We start from the raw sequence: 21,763 nt of genomic DNA on the forward strand, positions 1-21,763 counted from the left end.
CCGCAAGATATCCGCTAATTGTCGCTCAAGGACATTAGCAAGGATAGATGTATGAATCCAATGGAGTTTGCGATTCCGGCCGAGGACAAGCAGGCCTTTAGTCAATATTACGCGAAACAGATAGCCCCTAGGTGTCGGCGTTATGAGTCGGCTCGTCAGGCGGCGGCTGCTAAATATCTGGCCCGCAGAAAAATAAGCGCTCCCGTCACCCTGATAGGATTACCTGTCTTTTTGGCATTTTTTGCCCTGAGTTTTTATGGCGCAATAGTGCTCGATTTTGAAGATGGCGTATTTTATATCGGCTTTGCCGGCGCCTTTTTATCTATCGTCGCGGTGGCAAGCGTTATCATCTGGGCGAGTAGCGAGATAAATCAATTGCGCACTAAGATAGTCGATGAGATCTATCCACTGCTGCTCGGCTATTTTGGCAAGAGCTTTGAGTTGAATCCGTCGAACTTACCCGAACTGGATGCTTATAAGGACTATGGTCTCTTTCCAAAATATGACAAGGGCTACTTTGACGATTCGGTTAAGGGCAAATACCACAATGTGCCTTTCCTGATGAGAGAGCTGACGCTACTAGAGTATAAAGGGACTAAAGACAATAAACCCCAATACAAGACCCTGTTCGAAGGGGTTTTGATTGAGTTTACGCTATTAAAGAAATTCTCTGGTAATACCCTGGTGCGTCAGGATAAAGGGGTTATTGGCAACAGCTTAGTGCAGTTTAAACAGAAGCTGACACGGGTAAAGCTGGAAGACCCAACCTTTGAGCGAGAGTTTCAGGTGTATAGCGACGATCAAGTCGAGGCGAGATATTTGCTAAATACGGCGACCATGGAGCGTATGCTCTCACTGTCTCGTTTCTATCGTGGCGAACTAGAGGCGAGTTTTAAAGATGGACGACTGCTGATTAAGATCGCCTGCAAGCATAATTATTTTGAACCTAAACTGGATCTGTTAAAGCCACTGGATTTTGTCGATGACATAGAGCAGGTGTTTAAGGAGATCTATGAGGTGTTTGACTTAATTAAAGCCCTGAATCTGGACAGTCGTACAGGGCTGTAAATATCGCTTTATCTATTGATAGCTCGCCGCATCCGCTACGAGCTATCAAGCTCTCACTATCAAGCTCTCATAAGAGTAAAGATTGATACTCGCTATTTGTTAGCCGTTAGCACTCGTATCTGTGTCTTGCCCGCTAGCCGGCTCGCTGGCTGCTTCATCGCTACCTGTTTCTTCGCTAGGCGTGGCCACCGGCCAGCCGCCTAAGGCCTTCCACTTGTTGACGATATGACAAAACAGCTCGGCGGTGCGCTCGGTATCATAGAGGGCGGAGTGAGCCTCTTTGTTGTCGAAGGGGATACCGGCAATCTCACAGGCCTTGGCCAAAACCGTGTGGCCCAGCGCCAGCCCCGAGAGGGCGGCGGTGTCGAAGGTAGCAAAGGGGTGAAATGGCGTGCGCTTGAGGGCGTTGCGCTCAATCGCCTGCGTGACGAAGCCGTGGTCGAAGGCGGCGTTGTGGGCCACTATGATGCTGCGGTGACAATTTGATGCCTTCTGGTGCTTCTTGACCTCTTTAAAGATCTCTAAGAAGGCTTCCTTCTCGCTGACGGCGCCGCGCAGTGGATTGCTTGGGTCTATGCCATTAAAGGCCAGGGCTTCTGGCTCTAGGTTGGCGCCCTCGAAGGGCTCGATATGATAATGTAGCGTCTTGTCCAGTACCAAGTCGCCATTATCATTCATCTTCAGCAGGGTGACGGCGATCTCTAGCAACGCATCGGTTTGAGCATTAAAACCCGCGGTTTCAACATCTATGACGACGGGAAAGTAGCCACGAAATCTATGCTTAAGTTTGTGTGCGTCGCAAATATCGCTCATTAAAATATCCAAAGTGAAGAGTGGGGGGCTATTATGAAGTATCCGATGGGAGCTTGTCATGTTTGATTGGTCAATATATGGGCTAAAGGAATGCTAAATTAGGCCGATAGGGATAAGTAACGTAATTAACAAGAGTGACTGTCTATGTGGGTTAGGGTGCTATGTGCGATGACATTCGGGATCGGCTTGAGTCTGGCGACGACGGCGCAGGCCGAGTTGCGTCACTATGTGGCCTCCCTGGAACAGTCCTCCTGGCGCCTGAGCGGCAATACCCCCATCATCTGTCGCTTGGAACATGAGATCCCATCCTATGGCAAGGCGGTGTTTACCAGCCGCGCCGGTAAAGATCATGATTTAAACTTTAGCCTGGATATGTGGGTGAAGCCTGACGAGGTGACCAGCGCCAAGTTGATGAGCATGGCGCCCGCCTGGCGACCTGGTGTGGTATCCCGACCGATAACCGATCTCACCTATCAGAAATATTTCAGTGGCGAGGTGCCTAAGAAGGCGGCCTGGTCCATGCTCAATGAACTCGAACGTGGCATGCAGCCGACCTTCTATTATGCCGACTGGTATAACCGTTCCAGCAAGGTAGCCGTGGGGTTGTCGGCTGCCAATTTTGGTCGTCGCTACGCCGAGTTTAAATCCTGTCTGGCTAATCTATTGCCCTATAGTTTCGATGATATCGCCTTTACCGTGCTGACCTATGAGTTTGGTGGTTCAGAGCTGACCCGTTACTCCAAGGCGCAGATCGCTAAGGTGCAGGAGTATCTCTCTTATGATCCTGAAGTCGAGCTGGTGTTGATCGATGCCTATACCGACAGCTTCGGTGGTCGCTCGGTGAACAAGAAGGTATCGGAGAAGCGCGCCAATTCGGTCAAACAGCTCTTCCTGTCGGCGGGTATCCCCAATGAGCGTATCCATACCTATGGTCACGGCGAGCGTCGCCACGTAGCATCTAACGACACCATAGATGAGCGGGCGCGTAACAGACGCGTGGTGATCCGCCTCAGCAAGCCGCTGGATTAGAGTAGCTTTAATGAGTTAATAATATTTATGGAAACCGGCCAACAAGGCCGGTTTTTTGTTATCGGCCCGGGATAGAAAGAGAGCGGTGGCAAAAGCCTGGTAAAAAACAGGCAAAAAAAAGCCCACTTAATCTTAAGTGGGCCGCAAATAAATCATTGCAATCAACAAATTGAAGGAAGGAAGTCAAGCATAAGAACCAGGGATGAATTCACGTGACTGGCACGGGAACTCGGAGTTCTTGTTTCCCATCTACCAGCGGGGTAGACACTTCCGGAAAACGAGGTGAATTATAGGGTCAGACCATTTGTCCTACAAACTAGAAAAATTCCCGCCTTAGATTAGTATTTCTAATGACAGGAGAGAGTGTTTAAAGGGCCGAATTCACACATTTTGGGTATTTGCGCTTGATTACGCAAAATTGCTGCATAATTTCACGATTTATATAATTCATCCATGTTGTTTTTTTATTAACAAGTCAATTTCGCAAATGCCGGATTCGTTTATTTGTAGCCATTGCACGGTTTTTTTTTACTTGTATAGTACGAGGTTATTGGGCGCTAGCTCACAGGTTTACCATTAATAATAACGAGATATCCAGGACGGCTACAGATGGCTCTTAAGACGATTTTATCCAAGCAAACCCTTTTGCTTGCCGGATTAGGTTTAACACTCATGGGTTGCCAGTACCATGCCAATGAAACGGCAGCGGCGCAGGCAGCGGTTCAGCCCCAGGGCGTGGTCGAAACAATTCACGGCGTACAGGTTGCCGACCCTTACCGTTATCTTGAGGAAGAGAGTGATGCAACCCATGCATGGGTGAAGCAGCAACAACAGGCTGGCCATGATTTTCTGGCGCAGCTGGAAAACAAGCAGGCGATCGTCGATCGCATCACCGAGTTGTGGAACTTCGAGAAGGTCACAGCCCCAACCGAGCGTGGCGACAACACCTTCTATTACCGCAACGACGGTCTGCAGGCGCAATCTGTCCTCTATGTGAAGAACAAGGCCGGTGAAGAGAAGGTCGCCCTTGACCCTAACAGCTTCTCAACCGATGGCACAGTTGCCCTGAGCGGCGTCTCTGTCAGCGGCGACGGTAAGATCATCGCCTATGGCGTCTCTAAGTCGGGCTCAGATTGGCAGCAGTGGCAGTTTGTCGATGTGGCGACCGGGGCCAAGCTAGGCGATGAGCTTAACTGGATTAAGTTCTCCAGCGCCGAGTGGAGCAAAGACAACAAAGGTGTCTACTATTCTCGTTATGATGCGCCCGAAGGCGGTAACTTGCTGGCCGATGTTAACTTTAACCAGAAGGTCTACTATCACCAGCTGGGCACAGACCAGTCGCAAGACAAGCTGATCTACGAGCGTCCACAGAATAAAGATTGGGGCTTCGGTGCCGAGGTGTCGGAAGCAGGGGATTATCTGTTGATCTCCATCTCGCAGGGCACAGATAGCCGTAACCGTTTCTTCTATAAGTCACTGAGCGACGCCAACGCACCAGTAGTCGAGCTAATCAGCGAGCTTGAGGCCGAGTACAGCTTCCTGGGTAACGACAAGTCTGTCTTCTACTTCAAGACAGATCTCGATGCGCCAAATGGCAAGATAGTGGCGGTGGATGTTAATCGTCCAGCCAAGGCAAACTGGAAGACGGTGGTCCCTGAGTCGAGCGACCCTATCGCCAGCGTGGCCATCATCAACGATCACCTGGTGGTCAGCTACCTGCACGACGTGCTGGGTAAGCTCACTATCTTCAGCATGAATGGCGTGAAGCGTCAGGATGTAGAGCTACCGGGTAAGGGTAAGATTGCCGGTCCATATGGTAAGCGCAGCAAGGATTACTTCTATTACACCTTCAACAGCTATGTGCAGCCACAGACTACTTATAAGTTTGACTTTAAGACGGGCCAGTCGAGCCTGTACGCAAAGCCTAAGGTCGCCTTTAACCCGGACAACTATGTCTCTGAGCAGGTGTTCTACTCCAGCAAGGATGGCACGCGCGTACCTATGATGATCTCGTACAAGAAGGGATTGACCCTTAACGGTGAAAACCCAACCCTCTTGTATGCCTACGGTGGATTCTCTATCTCGCTGACGCCAAGATTCAGCCCGGCTAACATCGCCTGGATGGATATGGGCGGCGTATACGCAGTGCCAAACCTGCGCGGTGGTGCAGAATATGGTGAGAGCTGGCACCAGGCAGGCATGTTCGACAAGAAGCAGAACGTGTTCGATGACTATTTTGCCGCGGCCGAGTATCTGATCGATAACAAGTACACTAATCAGAGCAAGCTAGGTGCCTATGGTCGCAGTAACGGCGGCCTGCTGATGGGCGCGGCCGTGACTCAGCGTCCGGACCTTTTCGCCGCCATACTGCCAGCGGTAGGCGTGCTGGATATGCTGCGTTTCCATAAGTTCACCATAGGCTGGGCCTGGACCAGCGAATATGGCAGCGCCGACAATGCCGAGCAGTTCCCAGCGCTATTGGCCTACTCGCCTTATCACAACATTAGTGAGCGCGATTACCCGGCGACCATGGTGATGACGGCGGATCATGACGATCGTGTGGTGCCGCTTCATAGCTTCAAGTTTGGCGCCTTGCTGCAGGACAGACAGACGGGAGATGCACCTATCATCATGCGAATCGAGTCAAAGGCTGGTCATGGCGCCGGTAAGCCGACGGCGATGAAGATTGATGAATTTGCCGACATTTACAGTTTCTTAATGCATAGCTTCGGCCTTGCGGTGCCGAGCAAGATAGGCGGTTAAGTAAACCAACCTAAAAAGGGAAGTGAATAACTTCCCTTTTTTATTAACAAAATTTTATGCACTTAGTCCCGGCAACAGGGGCGTCAAGCATTCACAATTGCCTGGGCACTCGGTATAGTAGGCCTCTATTTAATCTGAATGTTGAGCCGTTTCTAGCTATGTTTCGTTGGCCTATATCCGTTTACTACGAAGATACCGATGCCGGTGGAGTGGTGTATCACTCTAACTACCTCAATTTCTTCGAGCGTGCCCGCACCGAGTGGTTGAAACAGATAGGGGTAAAACAGACGCAGCTGTTGGCCGACGATATCGCTTTCGTGGTCAAACACGCCGATATCGATTTTAAGGTGGCCGCGCGTTTCGAGCAGGACCTTTTGGTCGAGTCTGAGGTCATAGAGATGAAGAAGGCCTCTATGGTGTTCCGCCAGCGTCTATTGGATCAAGATGGAACCCTCTATTGTGAAGCACACATTCAGGTGGCCTGTGTGGCATTATCGCGCATGCGGCCAAAAGCCATTCCCCATCATATTGTTCAGGAGTTAAAGGGTGGAAGCTGATATCTCTTTTATCGGGCTGTTTTTACAGGCCAGTCTATTAGTTAAATTCGTCATGTTGACGCTACTGGCATTGTCCGTGGTGTCCTGGGCGGTGATTATTCAACGTAGACGCCTGCTGACCTCGGCTCGTCAGCGTTCGCTCAAATTCGAAGACAAGTTTTGGTCCGGTGTCGATCTCAATAAACTCTATAAGGAACTCTCAGCCAGACAAGAGAGCAATACCGGTTTAGAGGCGATGTTTTACGCCGGCTTTAAAGAGTATGCCCGCCTGAGTAACCTTAACGGCAAGGTGCCAGCTGCAGTGATGGACGGATGTTATCGCGCCATGCGCGTCTCGCTCTCCAGAGAACTTGAGAAGCTGGAAACCCATCTGCCATTGCTGGCAACGATTGGCTCGACCAGCCCTTATATCGGTCTGTTTGGTACCGTGTGGGGGATCATGAACTCCTTTATCGCGTTGGGCGCCGTTGAAAACGCGACACTTGCCATGGTGGCACCGGGTATCGCCGAGGCACTTATCGCTACGGCCATGGGCCTGTTTGCAGCGATCCCAGCGGTTATCGCCTACAACCGCTTCTCGACTCAGGTGGAGAAGATAGAGATGTCTTACGCTAACTTCATGGAAGAGTTCTCTAGCATCCTGCACCGTCAGGCCTATAGCGAGAAGGAAGTCGGCTAATGCAGCAGGGTTATCAACGCAAGAGGCGTCGTCCGGTTGCCGAGATCAACGTTGTCCCCTATATCGACGTGATGTTGGTTCTGCTCATCATCTTCATGGTGACCGCGCCAATCGTGACCCAGGGCGTTAAGGTGGATCTGCCCCAGGGAGAGGCCGAGAGCCTGCCCGCCGACAGTAAGCCGCCCGTGGTGGCCTCTATCGATGCCGACGGCGATTATTACTTGGATATTGGCAGCGCCAGCAGCAAAGAGGTGCTGGATCTCGAGGAGATCGCCGTCAGAGTCAGTGCCATAGTGCAGCTGGAGCCTGAGCGCCCAGTGGTGGTTAAGGCCGACAGAAGCATTCCCTATGAGCGGGTGATCCAGTTAATGGTGACGTTACAAAAAGCAGGCGTACCTTCGGTAGGCCTGATGACAGATTCGCCTGAGGAGTAGCAGGTGGCAGGGAAATCAGAATTTACCGTTCCACTCATTATTTCAGCCAGTATTCATGTTGGCGTGATAGTTGTTTTGGCCATGGGCGTCGATTTTAGTGAGAAGCCCAAGGTGGTGCCTCAGGCCAGTGCCCCGGCGGTGCAGGCCGTGGTGGTGGATCAAAAGCGGGTTAACGAACAGGTTGAGAAGCTAAAAGCCGAGAAGCTGGCCGCCGAGCGCAAGGAGAAGGCGCGTCAGGAGGAGCTGGACCGTAAGGCCAAAGAGGCTCGCCAGGCACGCGAGCGTGAGCAGGAGCGTATCAAGAAGCTTGAGCAGGAGCGCAAGCAGAAAGAGCTAGAGACGCAAAATGCGGCCAAGGCTGCAAAGGCTGCCAAGCTCAAAGAACAGCAGGAGAAGGAGAAGGCCGCGAAGGCCGAGGCCCAGCGTAAACAGAAAGAGGCCGAGCGCAAGGCCGCCGAAGAAGCCGCAGCTAAAGCCGAAGCCAAGCGTAAGGCTGAAGAGGCTGCTGCAAAGAAGGCCGCCGAAGAGCGTAAGCGTAAGGCAGAAGCCGAGGCGAAACGTAAGGCCGAAGAGGCCGCGCGCCGCGAGCAGGAACGTATGATGCAAGAGGCCTTAGCCGCCGAGCAGGCCGCGCTGTCGCAGACTCGCAACAAGCAAGTGATGAGTGAGGTGCAGCGTTATACCTCGATGATTCGCGCCACGATTCAGCGCCACCTGGTGGTAGATGAGTCGATGCGAGGCAAGAGCTGCCGCGTCTTTATTCGTCTGGCTAAAGATGGCTTTGTGACTGGCAACGAGATAGTGTCTGGCGATCCCGTAGTGTGCCGTGCGACTAAGGCGGCGATTAACAAGGCGGGACGTCTGCCTGTTTCACCCGAGGCCGATGTTTATAACAAGCTAAAAGAGATTAATCTCACCGTACAACCGGAGTTTAATTAAAGGAGTTCCATGAAAAACTTGGGAAGATGGCTCATCTTGGGGCTGGCATTTTTAACCATTCCGGCCAAGGCGGCATTGGATATAGTGATCACCGAAGGTGTCGATGCGGCGCGTCCTATCGCCGTGGTGCCTTTTGTGTGGCAGGGTAGCACGCCTATGCCGCAACAGATCTCTGATGTGGTGATGTCGGATCTGACCCGCAGCGGCACCTTTAAGCCGATGGACGAGTTGGGTCTGCCCCAGCGCAATTTAGGCTCGCTGGCGCAGATGGATTTGAAGGCCTGGTCGAATGTGGCCGCCGAGGCTGTGGTCATGGGCACGGTTAAGCCTTATGGTCCAGATCAATACCTGGTTAACTTCGAGCTTATCGATCTGGTTAAGGCGCAGATGCAGTCTGGGGGCCCTCAGTCGGCCAGCGAATACCTGCTCGATAGCCGCGAGACAGTGATCAGCAGCGCCCAGTTCAGGCAGTATGGTCACAGAATCAGCGATATCGTCTATGAGAAGCTTACCGGTATTCGCGGTGCCTTCTTGACCCGCATCGCCTACGTGGTGGTGGATCACAAGGCGAAATCACCCTATAAGTTGATGATTGCCGATTACGATGGCTATAACGAGCAGATGTTGCTGCGCTCGCCCGAGCCGCTGATGTCGCCGGCCTGGTCACCAGATGGTCGCCGCTTGGCCTATGTGAGTTTTGAGAACAAACAGGCCGAGGTTTTTGTTCAGGATATCTATACTCAGCAAAGAACCAAAGTGACCAGCTTTCCTGGGATCAATGGTGCGCCTTCCTTCTCGCCCGATGGCAAGAAGTTAGCGCTAACCCTGTCGAAAGATGGTCAGCCTGAGATCTATGTGGCGGATATTGCCACCAAGGCGATAAAACGTGTTACCAACCATTATGCCATCGACACCGAGGCCTCATGGACACCCGACGGTAAGTCGCTGATCTTCACCTCAGAGCGTGGTGGTCGTCCGCAGATATATCAGGTGGCATTGGCATCGGGTAAGGTTACACGCTTGACCTTCGAAGGGGAATGGAACCTGGGCGGCTCTATCTCGCCAGATGGTCGTAGCATGGTGTTTGTGAATCGCACCAACGGCAAATTCAATATTGCCCGCATGGATCTTGAGACGCGTTTTATGCAGGTGCTGACGACCACACGTTTGGATGAGTCGCCAAGTATAGCGCCTAACGGTACTATGGTTATCTATGGCACCACCTATCAGGGCCAACAGGTGTTGGCGGCTGTCTCTATGGATGGACGATTTAAGGCAAGATTGCCAGTGGGTCAAGGGGAAGTGAAGTCTCCTGCTTGGTCACCTTTCTTATAAATTTACTACTGAGAACAAGATTAAGGATTACAAAATGGATCTGAATAAGCTGTTTAAAGCTATGGTTGTTGCCCTGCCGATTATGGCGATCAGCGCGTGTAGCTCAACCTCTGAGTCACAAACCGATGCGACAAGCTCTATGAGCGGCAGCGAAAGCAGCGAAATGAATGCCGGTGGTGGCGTTGAGACGGGCGGTGTAGCTCCTATCCTGACACCAGAAGAGCAGCAACGCATTAAGTACCAGGAACTGCGTAAGGAACATATCATCTACTTCGATTTCGACCGCAGCTCGGTATCCTCTGATTTCTCAGAAGTGCTTAATGCCCACGGTGAATACCTGCTCGAGCATCCAAATGTTCGCGTGATGATCGAAGGCCATGCCGATGAGCGTGGTACGCCAGAGTACAACATCGCGCTGGGTGAGCGCCGTGCTAAGGCCGTTGCCAAGTACCTGCAAAGCATGGGCGTGCTACCGAGCCAGATGAGCATAGTGAGCTATGGTGAAGAGAAGCCACAAGATTTCTCTCGCACCGATGATGGCTTTGCTAAGAACCGTCGTGCGGTATTGGTTTACTAAGCGTTAGATAGGGTTAACTATGAAGACTGCCGTTTTTACCGCGGCAATTCTGATGAGTGTTGGCGTCGCAGTAGCGGCGCCTGCGCCCGTTGAGGATGTTGTCGGTGGTTCCTCCGAAGATAGAGTTGCGCGCCTTGAGCGTATCATAAAGGCCAAACAAGCGGCCGAGTTTGAGATGCAACAGCGCCTTGACACCCTCCAACAGGAGGTACTTGACCTGCGTGGCCTGACTGAGCAGCAAAGCTATCAAATCAATCAGATGCTGCAGCGCCAGCGCCAGCTCTATGACGATATCGCTAACCTGAGTAAGGCTAAGTCAACGCCTGTGGCCGCAACCCCTGTGGCGACCAGTTCAGAGACCTCTTCTCTGGGAGAAACCGCCAGCTATGAGCGCGCGGTTAATCTGGTGCTGAAAGAGCGTCAGTACGATGAGGCGATCCCGGCGTTTCGTGAGTTTATCGCGCAATACCCCAATTCGACCTATGCGGCGAATGCTAACTATTGGTTAGGTCAGCTACTCTATAACAAGGGTGAGCTTGCTGAGGCGGGCAAGGCTTTTAATACTGTAGTGAACCAGTTTAAAGAGTCGAATAAGCGTGGTGATAGTTTGGTTAAACTTGGCATGATCGCCCAGAAGCGTAACGATAACGCCGCTGCGAAACGTTACTATCAGCAAGTCGTTAGCGAATATGCCAATAGCGCTGCGGCGCGTATCGCCAAACAGCAGATGGTGGGGCTTTAATCTCTATTTAACCAAAAAACATACTCTTAGTCTGTTTTTCATGCAAACAAAAAAAAATGGGGAATTTGCACTTGCATGAGAAGATGAAAAAGGTATTATAGGCGCCCTCGAAGCGACGTAGTCGTTTGGGCGCTAAATCAAAGAGATTTAGTTGGAAATGGGTCGTTAGCTCAGTCGGTAGAGCAGTTGGCTTTTAACCAATTGGTCGAAGGTTCGAATCCTTCACGACCCACCACTTTTCTGACAGTGGTTAAACAGTTAGGCATCTAAGATGGGTCGTTAGCTCAGTCGGTAGAGCAGTTGGCTTTTAACCAATTGGTCGAAGGTTCGAATCCTTCACGACCCACCACTTTTCTGGCAGTGGTTAAACAGTTAGGCACCTAAGATGGGTCGTTAGCTCAGTCGGTAGAGCAGTTGGCTTTTAACCAATTGGTCGAAGGTTCGAATCCTTCACGACCCACCACTTTTCTAGCAGTGGTTAAACAGTTAGGCATCTAAGATGGGTCGTTAGCTCAGTCGGTAGAGCAGTTGGCTTTTAACCAATTGGTCGAAGGTTCGAATCCTTCACGACCCACCACTTTTCTGACAGTGGTTAAACAGTTAGGCATCCAAGATGGGTCGTTAGCTCAGTCGGTAGAGCAGTTGGCTTTTAACCAATTGGTCGAAGGTTCGAATCCTTCACGACCCACCACTTCTCTAGCAGTGGTTAAACAGTTAGGCATCCTAAGATGGGTCGTTAGCTCAGTCGGTAGAGCAGTTGGCTTTTAACCAATTGGTCGAAGGTTCGAATCCTTCACGACCCACCACTTTTCTGACAGTGGTTAAACAGTTAGGCATCCTAAGATGGGTCGTTAGCTCAGTCGGTAGAGCAGTTGGCTTTTAACCAATTGGTCGAAGGTTCGAATCCTTCACGACCCACCACTCTCTTGCCATTTAATTCCTTCACTGCATTTTCCTATTTGATATAGTTTTAACTGAGTAGATTTTAGTTCTTCGAGATTAGAATTCAGTCAATTGACTTTACTTTTTACCTCTATGTTGATTTAAGACTTGAATCCTTAGCGATCCACCACTTTTTCTGGGTGGTTAAATCATGATAGGAATTTAGAAAGTTGTTAGCTCAGTCGATGCTTTTAAAGCGAAGAGGCAGTTGGCTTTACTTTTTAACTCCACATTGGTCGAAGGTTCGAATCCTTCACGACCCACCACTTTCTTGCCATTTAATTCCTTCACTGCATTTTCCTATTTGATATAGTTTTAACTGAGCAGAATCTAGTTCTTCGAGATTAGAATTCAGCCAGCTGACTTTATTTTTTACCTCTATTTGGGGTTAAGGCTTGAATCCTTAGCGATCCATCACTTTTTCTGGGTGGTTAAATCATGATAGGGATTTAGAAAGTTGTTAGGTCAGTCGATGCTTTTAAAGCAGAGAGGCAGTTGGCTTTACTTTTTAACTCCACATTGGTCGAAGGTTCGAATCCTTCACGACCCACCACTCCCCTTGATATTTAGTTCCTTCACTACCTAGTATTCCTCTTGCTATTCAATCCTAAGTGGTTCAATTAATAAGTTACTCAATTCCTAAGCTATTTAAATATTGATCTATTCTCTCTTATTTCTAATTTTATATGTTTCTGATCTGGTGCTAAGTCGCTAAACATTAACTGCCTTTATCAGCTGCATAACTGTGAGTTAGGCTTGATGATTAGATTGCATTTGCCCAAACCTAGACTAATTCACTAGCTACTTCTCAAATATTAGGCATGGCTTTTAGACCTTGGTCTTATAGACGTTTTGCTAATGTTACTTGTTTGTTAACTCCGTCATATTCGTTGCGATAATAATGAAAAAGGGAGAGGACAGATGAAAAACGCAAAAGTGTCTTTGCTGGCTGCGGCGACCTTACTCGCGCTAGGTTCCAGTGCCGCTATGGCCGAGACAGAGTTCAAGTTTGGTGGCTATGTGAAGGCCGATGTCATGTTCAGTGACTACAGCAATGGTGCACCGGACTCAGGCAATCTTTCTCGCCAGTTTTATGTTCCAGGTACCATTTATGGTACGCCGGGCAATGGCAAACAAGTCGTAGATTTCCAAGCGAGAGAGTCTCGCTTTAATTTTAAGACAACGACAGATCTCGACGGTCACAAGCTGACTGGTTTCATCGAGTTGGACTTCATGACCCATACAGACGGCAACGAAAGGGTATCGAACAGTTACTCTCCTCGTATTCGTCATGCATTCGTGAGTTACGACAACTGGACCGTGGGTCAGACCTGGAGTACCTTCATGAATCCAGGCTCTTTGCCCGAGAACCTCGATTTTGTAGGGGCGGCCGACGGTACGCCGTTCGTGCGCCAGACGCAGGTCAGGTACACCAATGGCGGCTTCCAGTTTGCCTTGGAAAATCCTGAAACTACGGTAACTCCTAATGGCGGTGGTTCACGTATCACCAGCGGTAGCGGCATAGTGCCAGATTTCGTGGCGCGTTATAACTTCAAGACCCAAGGCGGTGCAAAGTTCACGCTGGCTGGTATTGCGCGTCAACTTAACCTTGAGAAGAACGGTATAGACTCTCAGACCATGGGCTATGGCGTGAACTTTACCGGGGTGATCCCTGTTGGTGATGATGATCTTAAACTATCGGCGACTGCCGGTGATGGCTTAGGGCGTTACATGGCGCTTAACTATGCCAATGCCGGTGTGCTGGATGCCGACGGCGACATCAAGAGCATCAGCTCTTACGGCGGCTTTGCCTCTTATCGCCATTGGTGGAACGATAAATGGCGTTCAAGTTTTACCCTGTCAGGCTTCAAGGCGGATAACGATGTGGCCTTGACTGGCGGCGCGGTGAACGAAGAGTCTTACTCCGGCTACATTAACCTACTCTATTCGCCAGTGAAGCCTATGACGGTTGGGGTGGAATATATGTATGCTGAGAACACTAAACAAAATGGGGACAAGGGCGAGTTGAATCGCGTGATGTTCTCGGTGAAATATGTGCTTTAGGGCGTGAAGTGAGCATAAAAAAGGAGGCTAAGCCTCCTTTTTCTTTGCCTCAATTACAGCAAATTGTTGTCGCGAACATATTGTTCAAATTCGGTGCAGCCACCGATATGCTCTTGATCGATGAAGATCTGTGGCACGGTTTCAACTGGCTTGCCTACCGTCTTTTCCAGATCGGCCTTAGTGATACCCTCTGCATGAATATCGACATACTTAAATTTGAAATCATCGCGAGATTCAACCAGTTGCTCTGACAGTTGAACGGCTCTAACGCAGTATGGGCAGCCTGGACGGCCGAAAATTACAACAAACATATTCGCTCCAGAAGTAAATGTTGGTGACTTTATACCATAGGCCGGCTGGGTTTGCATATGACAGATCATACAAACTTATGCTGGCTATCGAATCGGCCCCGATAGTCGAAGAAACGCTCGACAAGTTCCCAGCCGCGTTTGCCCTTCTTGAGGAGCAGCAGATCCGGCATACGAAAATGGTCCCGCGCGGCGATCACCTGGTCGACCTTGCTAAAGGTGGGTTGTTTCTGGCCTGGTGTGCGTGTGTGTTGATGCACAAAGACGCCATAGAAGGCGCGGATCTGCGCCTTGGTGGCAAAATTGAAGTAACAGCAGAAATCGTTGCCCTCGATATCCAGGTAACGCACCCTGAGCCTGTCGTTGTCGGCCTCAAACAGCATCTCCTGGCAACGGAACAGGTGATGATGTTTCTGTTGTAGCACCTCTTTAAGACGCTTGTCGGGGTCTATAAGCGTTGACTGACAATGTTGGCACACTTTGGCGGCAATATCGTTCTCTTCGCCGCAATTTGGGCAGGCCTTGGAGCGAAATCGAAAGTCGCATTGGTGCTTGCCGTCGCCGTCATCGACCACGGCCTTACAGCGTCGTCCGAAGTGTTCGATAATATCGCCATCATCATCGACCAGCCCCCAGAAGATGTTGGCAAAGCCACAGACCGGGCAGGGCACCTGCACCGGCACGCTCTTGCTGTCGGGTTTGGGACGGCCAACTTCGGGAAAGAAGAGGTCAAAGCCGTTGGCGGCGTAGTCGATCACTAAGCAATCCCGCTTGCCTTCGCAGATCCTCAAGCCCCGGCCGACCATCTGCTGGAACAGACTCACTGAAGCCGTGGGCCTCAAGATGGCGATAAGATCCACATGGGGGGCGTCGAAACCTGTGGTGAGCACTGCAACATTGACCAGGTAGCTGAGCTCGCGGCGTTTGAAGGCATCAATAATGGCATCGCGCTCCTGGCTTGGTGTATCTGCGGTGATTAGTCCCGCCTCGGGGCTGTCCAGCAGGGTCATGATCTCTTTGGCATGACGCACGGTCGCCGCGAAGATGATAGTGCCGGCGCGGGTATTGGTGAGCTGTTTTATCTGCTCCACAATTGCCTTGGTGGCGCGGCCCGCGTGATGCAGCAGAGAGTCGACTTCGGCCTCATTGTATTCACCGTTGGTATTGGGTGAGAGATCGCTGAAATCATACTGGGCCGACAGGCCATCAAGTACCTTGGGCGGCGTCAGAAAGCCCTGTTTGATCAGCGGGCGCATCGGCAGCTCGAAGATGCAGTGCTCGAACACCGGCTGCTCGGTATTGCCAATCTTGCCATGGTAGTGATAGCGATAGATCCAACCGCTGCCCAATCGGTAGGGGGTTGCCGTCAGGCCCAGGAGCCTGAATTTTGGATTCTGGGTCCTGAGATGGCTCAGGAGCTGCTGATACTGGCTCTCTTTCTCATTGGAGACCCGGTGACACTCATCGATGATCACCAGCGAATAGGGCTCATCAAACTGCTTGGGGTTACGCACCGCCGATTGAATGCTGGCCACCACCGTCTTGTTGCGGGTCGATTTTTGTTTCAGGCCGGCGGAAAAGATACTGGCCTCATCTGTCAGTAATCCAACCTTCTCGGCGTTTTGCGCCACCAGTTCTTTTACGTGGGTGAGCACCAGGGTGCGCCCCTTGGCGATGCGAGCAAGCTCTGCGATGACGATACTCTTGCCAGCCCCAGTTGGGAGGACGAGCAGGGCGGAGTCATCGCTGCGCTTAAAGTGGTTGATGGCCGCATCGACGGCTTGGCGTTGATAATCTCTGAGTTGCAAGGCAATTGATGGTCTGTGATTGGGGCAGTCAGGATAGCAGCGCAGCTTGGTAGCGGCTAGGGGAGATATAAAAAAAGCCCCTCGAAGAGGGGCTAGAAGAGAGAATCTAATTCAGCAAAAAGGTTATTCGCTGCGGTTGAGACGCGTCTCAATCAGGGTGTCGATCACCGCTGGATCGGCGAGTGTCGACGCATCACCTAAGTTGGTCACTTCGTTGGCGGCGATCTTACGCAGGAAGCGGCGCATGATCTTACCCGAACGTGTCTTAGGCAGACCGCCGGCCCACTGGATCAGATCCGGCGTCGCCAGGGCGCCAATCTCTTTTCTGACCCATTGACGCAGCTCCTGACGCAGCTCTTCGCTTTCCTGAGTGCCCTTGGTCAAGGTGACATAGGCATAGATGCCTTGGCCCTTGATGTCGTGAGGGTAGCCCACCACGGCTGCCTCGGCGACATGCTCATGAGCCACCAGGGCGCTCTCGACCTCGGCGGTACCCAGTCGGTGGCCCGATACGTTGATCACGTCATCGACACGGCCTGTGATCCAGTAGTAGCCATCTTCATCGCGGCGAGCACCGTCTCCGGTAAAGTACATGCCACGGAAGGTCTTAAAGTAGGTGAGGGCGAATCTGTCATGGTCGCCATACACGGTGCGCATCTGTCCTGGCCAGGAGTCGAGGATCACCAGGTTACCCTCGGCAGCGCCATCTATGATGTTACCCATGTTGTCCACCAGGGCCGGCTGCACGCCGAAGAAGGGGCGAGTGGCTGAACCTGGCTTAGTATCTGTGGCGCCCGGCAGTGGCGAGATCAGGATGCCACCGGTTTCGGTTTGCCACCAGGTATCGACGATAGGGCAGTTCTCATGGCCGATCACCTCGTGATACCAGCGCCAGGCCTCTGGGTTAATAGGTTCACCCACAGAGCCCATGATGCGCAGCGAGCTGCCATCGAAGCCATCGAACTGCTCCTTGCCTTCTGCCATCAGGGCGCGAATAAGCGTCGGCGCCGTGTAGAGGATGTTGACCTTATGACGGTCGATCATCTCACCCAGACGGGCTGGGCTTGGGTAGTTAGGGATACCTTCGTGGATCAATATGGTCGCGCCGTTAGCCAGAGGGCCATAGACCATGTAGGAGTGGCCGGTGATCCAACCCACATCGGCGGTACACCAGTAGATCTCACCCTCTTTATAATCAAACACATATTCGTGAGTCATCGAGGCATAGACCAGGTAACCCCCCGTGGTGTGCAGCACGCCCTTAGGGTTACCGGTAGAGCCAGATGTATAGAGCAGGAAGAGGGGATCTTCGGCGCCCATCTCTTCGGCCACGCAGTGCTCAGAGGCTGTTTCCATCAGTGAATCCCACTTGATGTCGCGTCCCTCAACCCAGTTGACTGGATTGCCGGTACGCTCAAGCACGATCACCTTCTCGACACAGGTTACGTCTGGGTGAGACAGGGCGGCATCTATGTTAGCTTTTAATGGAATGGTACGGCCACCGCGCACGCCTTCGTCGGCGGTGATCACGACCTTGGACTTGCCATCGATCACCCGTGAGGCGATAGAGTCAGGTGAGAAGCCGCCGAACACCACAGAGTGGATGGCGCCGATGCGGGCACAGGCCAGCATGACCACGGCTGCCTCGGGCACCATTGGCATGTATACGGTGACCACGTCACCACGACGCACGCCTTGGCTGCGTAGGGCGTTGGCAAACTTACACACCTCTGTATGGAGCTCTCCATAGGTGAGGGTGCGTTGATCGGCCGCGTCATCACCTTCCCAGATGATGGCCAGCTTGTCTGCGTTGTCGGCCAGGTGTCTATCGAGACAGTTGACCGAGGCGTTTAGGGTACCGTCATAGAACCAGTTGATCGACAGGTTGTGATCGTCGAAGGAGGTTTTCTTGACCTTAGTAAAAGGCTTCATCCAATCGATGCGCTGGCCATGCTCTCTCCAGAAACCTTCGGGGTTAACCACAGATTCCTGATACATCTTCTTATATTTCTCGTCATTAATATGGGCATTCGCCGCGATTTCGCTTGGAACTTTGTAGAGAGACTGGGTGCTCATCTGACTTCCTTTTATTTCTAATTGTGCGTAGATAAAGTATGGAATGCTTAGGCTATTTACCTCTATTAGACCTTGGTCTAGTAAAAAAATATCCTTTATTTTTAGTCTGTTGTGATTATATTTGCACGAGATTTAAGCTAGTATTTAGCGCAGAATAATTAAAAGAATTGGAATTACTATGAATCTGACTCTGGTTGTCGGCGTGATCGCCCTGTTATACGTGTCGCTACTCTTCCTGTTGGCCTGGGGAGCAGAGCGCTGGTTTGGGCGGATCACCAAGAAGATACAGACCTGGATTTATGGTTTAAGTTTAGCGGTTTACTGCTCCTCCTGGAGCTTTCTCGGTACAGTTGGTCAGTCGGCTCAGGATCTCTGGTCCTTCCTGCCCATCTTCGTCGGTCCCATACTCATCTTTACCTTCGGCTTCGGTTTGCTGCGCAAGATGGTGATCGTCTCCAAGGCGCAAAACATCACGTCGGTGGCCGACTTTATCGCCGCCCGTTACGGCAAGTCGCAGACCATAGCCGCCATCGTTACCCTGATCGCCCTGTTTGGCATCATGCCCTATATCGCTTTGCAGCTTAAGGCCATGGTGTTCAGCCTCAACCTGTTTCAGCCCGAAGACGCCCAATACGATGGCGCCTGGGTCTCGCTGATCGTCACCGGCATACTAGCGATGTTTGCCATCCTGTTTGGTACTCGCAAGCTGGATGCGACCGAACACAACCCGGGCATGATGCTGGCAATCGCCTTCGAGTCATTGGTGAAGCTGGCGGCCTTCCTCTTGGTGGGGGGCGTGATCAGCTTTGGCTTCTTCGATGGCTTCGGCGATATCTGGGCCCAGGCCACCGAGCGTCAGCTGATCAATAATCCCGAGCTGCGGCTGGAAAACCTGATGCCTCAGCTGTTGGTGGGCATGGCGGCGTTTCTCTGCATGCCGCGCCAGTTCCACGTGATGATGGTGGAGTGCAAGGATGAGCGAACTTTAGTTAAGGCCAAATACCTGTTTCCCCTCTATCTGATTCTGTTTGGCATGTTTGTGGCGCCGCTCGCCCTGGCGGGTAAGCTGATGCTGGGGGATAGCGTATCGGCCGATACCTATGTGATCAATCTACCTTTGGCGCTGGATCAGCCCATGCTGGCGGTGATTGCCCTGCTTGGAACGCTGTCGGCGGCCACCGGCATGGTGATCGTTGCCGTGGTGACCATCAGCGTCATGGTGAGCAACGAGTGGCTGGTGCCTCTGATGTTGCACTCGGGCAAGATCCGTCAGAAGAACTTCAGCCAGTTTTCGCAGTTCCTGCTCAATGCCCGTCGCATCGCTATTGTCCTTATCTTGGGGCTGGGGTATTTCAGTTACCTCTCCTTCATGAACAGCGATTCGCTCTCGGCGCTGGGCATGCTCTCTTTCGGTGCCTTTGCCCAGCTCGCGCCTGCGCTGATTGGTGGTATGTACTGGAAGCACGGCAACCGCGGTGGGGTGTATCTGGGGCTTATCGTCGGCTTCGGCCTTTGGTGTTACATACTAGTGCAGGGGATGAGCGACAGTCAGGGAGTATTCGGCGGCGAGCTGGCGCTGCTTGACAGTATCAACCCCAACATTCGTGACATTCTCACCGCGCTGCTGGCAAATCTCGCCTGTTATGTGCTTGGCTCTATCTGGTTTCGCGCCGGGGTGGCCGAGCGCATCCAGGCCAGCGCCTTCGTGACGCCAGGCGAGCTGAAAAACACCAGTAACCGCAAGGCATCGCCCATCTCTCAGCAGGATCTCTTGATCCTGGCCAGCCGCTTCGTCAGTCCCACCCGGGCCTACGAGAGTTTCTCCCGCTTCTCCGATGAGGCGGTGCGCAGCGACAGCTGGCATAAGGTGGCCTCGCCGGAACTGATTGCCCATACCGAACATATGTTGGCTGGGGTACTGGGGGGCTCCAGCGCCTCCTTGGTGATGGACTCAGTGCTGCAGGGGCGAGATCTCGCTTTGGATGAGGTGTTCAGCCTGGTGGATGAGGCCTCATCGAAGATCATCCTCAGCCAGGATATGCTCAGGGGGGCCATAGAGCACGCCTATGAGGGGATGAGCGTGGTGGACAAGGAGCTGAATCTGGTGGCGTGGAACTACAAGTATGTGGAGCTCTACGACTATCCCGAAGATTTTCTGCAGGCCGGCATGCCCATCGCCGATGTGGTGCGTTTCAACGCCGAGCGTGGCTACTGCGGCCCCGGGGATGTAGAGGAGCAGGTGGGCAAGCGGGTGCAGCATATGCGTAACGGCACCCCACATGTGTCCGAGCGTGAGCGCCAGGATGGCAAGGTAATTAAGATCCAGGGCAATCCTATGCCCAGCGGCGGTTTCGTGATGACCTTTACCGACATTACTCAGTACCGCGAGCAGGCCAGAGCGCTGCAGGAGGTCAATGAAACCCTGGAGGCCAGGGTGAAGGAGCGTACCTATGAGCTGGCGCTGCTCAACAGTCAGCTACTTGAGGCCAAGGCTCAGGAGGAGATAGCCAACGCTTCCAAGAGTCGTTTCCTGGCCGCAGTCGGCCACGACCTGATGCAGCCACTTAACGCCGCTCGTCTGTTTACGGCCTCCTTGGCGCAATATCCAAATCTGGATCAGGAGGGGCGCACCACGCTCTCTCACGTCAACAGCTCACTCAAAATCGCCGGCGAGCTGCTGACGGATCTACTGGATATCTCTAAGCTGGATTCCGGCATGGTGGAGGTTAACCGCCGCGACTTCTCGGTGGCCGAGCTACTGGAAGGCTTAGCGGTGGAGTTCGATGCCATGGCTAAGGATTACGGCATCAAGTTTTCCATGGTGGCCAGCTCAAGTATTATCAGCTCAGATCTCAGCCTGCTCAGGCGGGTGCTGCAGAACTTTCTCACCAACGCCTATCGATATGCCAAGGGCAATCGGGTACTGCTGGGCTGTCGTCACCGCGCCGGGGCGCTGGAGATCCAGGTGATCGATACAGGTTGCGGCATCGACGAGCAGGAGCTGGGAGAGATCTTTAAGGAGTTCAAGCGCCTTGAAAACCCTGAGAGTAAGAGCGTTAGCGGTTTAGGCTTGGGGCTAGCCATCGCCGATCGCATCGCCCGTGTGTTAGGCCATGACATTAAGGTGGTCTCCAAGCTAGGGTTAGGCTCGATGTTTTCCATCACAGTGCCGCTAGGGGAGAAGGCTAAGGTAGCCCTGCCTAAGAAGGCCAATCCCGTCATGCAACCGCTGGCCGGGGTAAAGGTACTCTGTATCGATAACGAAGAGGCGATCCTGGCAGGACTCGAGAGCCTGCTCAGCCGCTGGCAGTGCGAGGTTATCTGCGCCAGCGATCTGGCCGATGCCCGCATCAAGCTGGGGCTCAAGGGGGTGGCACCCGATATCGTGCTGGCCGACTACCATCTGGATCATGGCCAAAACGGCGTCGATGCCATGGACGGGATCCGTGCCCTCTATGGCGCTCATCTGCCGGGGATCTTGATCACCGCCAATACCCGTAAAGACTTGGTGGAAGATGTGCAGCAGCGCGGCTATCACTACATGGCCAAGATGGTTAAACCCGCGGCGCTGCGAGCGCTGATATCCAGTTTAGTAAAGTAAGAATACATCAACAGCGAAGGAGTGAAGA

At 52.3% G+C, this 21,763-nt stretch carries 17 protein-coding genes and 7 tRNA genes; 19 read left to right on the forward strand and 5 right to left on the reverse strand.

Translation table 11 applies throughout. The annotated features are described in order from the left end of the window. Positions 1-51 precede the first annotated feature (51 nt). Positions 52-1,068, forward strand: a complete 1,017-nt coding sequence (locus K0I63_RS07770) for a DUF3137 domain-containing protein (RefSeq protein ID WP_220083052.1) — start codon at positions 52-54, stop codon at positions 1,066-1,068. A 99-nt stretch (positions 1,069-1,167) separates the two neighbouring features. On the opposite strand, the gene rnt is transcribed toward K0I63_RS07770, so the two are convergent. After that, positions 1,168-1,881: a ribonuclease T gene (gene rnt / locus K0I63_RS07775; protein WP_220083053.1), complete on the reverse strand. Its 714-nt coding sequence runs from the start codon at positions 1,879-1,881 to the stop codon at positions 1,168-1,170. A gap of 168 nt (positions 1,882-2,049) precedes the next feature. Between rnt and K0I63_RS07780 the strand changes: the two genes are divergently transcribed. From K0I63_RS07780 to K0I63_RS07855, 16 genes are all read left to right on the forward strand, one after another. Next, positions 2,050-2,910 carry a flagellar protein MotY gene (locus K0I63_RS07780; RefSeq protein WP_011865320.1) on the forward strand — a complete coding sequence of 287 codons (861 nt, stop codon included), beginning with the start codon at positions 2,050-2,052 and terminating at the stop codon, positions 2,908-2,910. A 609-nt stretch (positions 2,911-3,519) separates the two neighbouring features. After that, positions 3,520-5,673 (forward strand): prolyl oligopeptidase family serine peptidase, encoded by a 2,154-nt coding sequence (locus K0I63_RS07785; RefSeq protein WP_220083054.1) that lies wholly within the window; start codon positions 3,520-3,522, stop codon positions 5,671-5,673. A 158-nt stretch (positions 5,674-5,831) separates the two neighbouring features. After that, positions 5,832-6,230, forward strand: coding sequence for a tol-pal system-associated acyl-CoA thioesterase (ybgC, locus tag K0I63_RS07790; RefSeq protein ID WP_011865322.1), 399 nt, complete (start codon positions 5,832-5,834; stop codon positions 6,228-6,230). Further along, positions 6,220-6,909 carry a protein TolQ gene (tolQ, locus tag K0I63_RS07795; protein WP_011865323.1) on the forward strand — a complete coding sequence of 230 codons (690 nt, stop codon included), beginning with the start codon at positions 6,220-6,222 and terminating at the stop codon, positions 6,907-6,909. The genes ybgC and tolQ overlap by 11 nt, the downstream gene beginning before the upstream one ends. Continuing rightward, positions 6,909-7,343: a protein TolR gene (gene tolR, locus K0I63_RS07800; protein ID WP_011865324.1), complete on the forward strand. Its 435-nt coding sequence runs from the start codon at positions 6,909-6,911 to the stop codon at positions 7,341-7,343. The genes tolQ and tolR overlap by 1 nt, the downstream gene beginning before the upstream one ends. 3 nt (positions 7,344-7,346) lie before the next feature. Next, positions 7,347-8,282, forward strand: a complete 936-nt coding sequence (tolA, locus tag K0I63_RS07805) for a cell envelope integrity protein TolA (RefSeq protein WP_144198589.1) — start codon at positions 7,347-7,349, stop codon at positions 8,280-8,282. A 9-nt stretch (positions 8,283-8,291) separates the two neighbouring features. Beyond that, positions 8,292-9,617, forward strand: coding sequence for a Tol-Pal system beta propeller repeat protein TolB (tolB, locus tag K0I63_RS07810; RefSeq protein WP_220044873.1), 1,326 nt, complete (start codon positions 8,292-8,294; stop codon positions 9,615-9,617). A 34-nt stretch (positions 9,618-9,651) separates the two neighbouring features. After that, the gene (gene pal / locus K0I63_RS07815; RefSeq protein WP_011865327.1) at positions 9,652-10,194 is read left to right on the forward strand and encodes a peptidoglycan-associated lipoprotein Pal; all 543 of its coding nucleotides are present in this window, start codon (positions 9,652-9,654) and stop codon (positions 10,192-10,194) included. Positions 10,195-10,213: 19 nt separating this feature from the next. Beyond that, positions 10,214-10,936 (forward strand): tol-pal system protein YbgF, encoded by a 723-nt coding sequence (ybgF, locus tag K0I63_RS07820; protein WP_220083055.1) that lies wholly within the window; start codon positions 10,214-10,216, stop codon positions 10,934-10,936. A 159-nt stretch (positions 10,937-11,095) separates the two neighbouring features. Then, positions 11,096-11,171, forward strand: a tRNA-Lys gene (locus K0I63_RS07825). Between the two features lie 38 nt (positions 11,172-11,209). Next, positions 11,210-11,285 (forward strand) — tRNA-Lys (locus K0I63_RS07830). A gap of 38 nt (positions 11,286-11,323) precedes the next feature. Continuing rightward, positions 11,324-11,399, forward strand: a tRNA-Lys gene (locus tag K0I63_RS07835). A 38-nt stretch (positions 11,400-11,437) separates the two neighbouring features. Continuing rightward, positions 11,438-11,513: transfer RNA gene (locus tag K0I63_RS07840), tRNA-Lys, on the forward strand. Positions 11,514-11,551: 38 nt separating this feature from the next. Beyond that, a tRNA-Lys gene (locus tag K0I63_RS07845) sits at positions 11,552-11,627 on the forward strand. 39 nt (positions 11,628-11,666) lie between these two features. Further along, a tRNA-Lys gene (locus K0I63_RS07850) sits at positions 11,667-11,742 on the forward strand. 39 nt (positions 11,743-11,781) lie between these two features. Then, positions 11,782-11,857, forward strand: a tRNA-Lys gene (locus K0I63_RS07855). 183 nt (positions 11,858-12,040) lie between these two features. On the opposite strand, the gene K0I63_RS19975 is transcribed toward K0I63_RS07855, so the two are convergent. Then, positions 12,041-12,169 (reverse strand): hypothetical protein, encoded by a 129-nt coding sequence (locus K0I63_RS19975; RefSeq protein ID WP_258406605.1) that lies wholly within the window; start codon positions 12,167-12,169, stop codon positions 12,041-12,043. Positions 12,170-12,799: 630 nt separating this feature from the next. On the opposite strand from K0I63_RS19975, the gene K0I63_RS07860 reads away from it, so the two are divergent. Further along, positions 12,800-13,942, forward strand: coding sequence for a DcaP family trimeric outer membrane transporter (locus tag K0I63_RS07860; RefSeq protein ID WP_220083056.1), 1,143 nt, complete (start codon positions 12,800-12,802; stop codon positions 13,940-13,942). A gap of 53 nt (positions 13,943-13,995) precedes the next feature. On the opposite strand, the gene K0I63_RS07865 is transcribed toward K0I63_RS07860, so the two are convergent. The 3 genes from K0I63_RS07865 to acs all read right to left on the reverse strand — a co-directional run bounded on the left by K0I63_RS07865 (position 13,996) and on the right by acs (position 18,134). After that, positions 13,996-14,253 (reverse strand): GrxA family glutaredoxin, encoded by a 258-nt coding sequence (locus tag K0I63_RS07865; RefSeq protein WP_011865330.1) that lies wholly within the window; start codon positions 14,251-14,253, stop codon positions 13,996-13,998. 65 nt (positions 14,254-14,318) lie between these two features. Further along, complete coding sequence (gene radD, locus K0I63_RS07870) at positions 14,319-16,064, reverse strand: DNA repair helicase RadD (RefSeq protein WP_491573758.1); 1,746 nt, start codon at positions 16,062-16,064, stop codon at positions 14,319-14,321. 117 nt (positions 16,065-16,181) lie between these two features. Further along, positions 16,182-18,134, reverse strand: a complete 1,953-nt coding sequence (gene acs / locus K0I63_RS07875) for an acetate--CoA ligase (protein ID WP_220083058.1) — start codon at positions 18,132-18,134, stop codon at positions 16,182-16,184. 178 nt (positions 18,135-18,312) lie between these two features. On the opposite strand from acs, the gene K0I63_RS07880 reads away from it, so the two are divergent. After that, complete coding sequence (locus K0I63_RS07880; RefSeq protein WP_220083059.1) at positions 18,313-21,735, forward strand: hybrid sensor histidine kinase/response regulator; 3,423 nt, start codon at positions 18,313-18,315, stop codon at positions 21,733-21,735. The last annotated feature ends 28 nt before the right edge of the window (positions 21,736-21,763 follow it).

The organism is Shewanella rhizosphaerae (genome assembly GCF_019457655.1).
Taxonomy (GTDB): Bacteria; Pseudomonadota; Gammaproteobacteria; order Enterobacterales; family Shewanellaceae; genus Shewanella; species Shewanella loihica.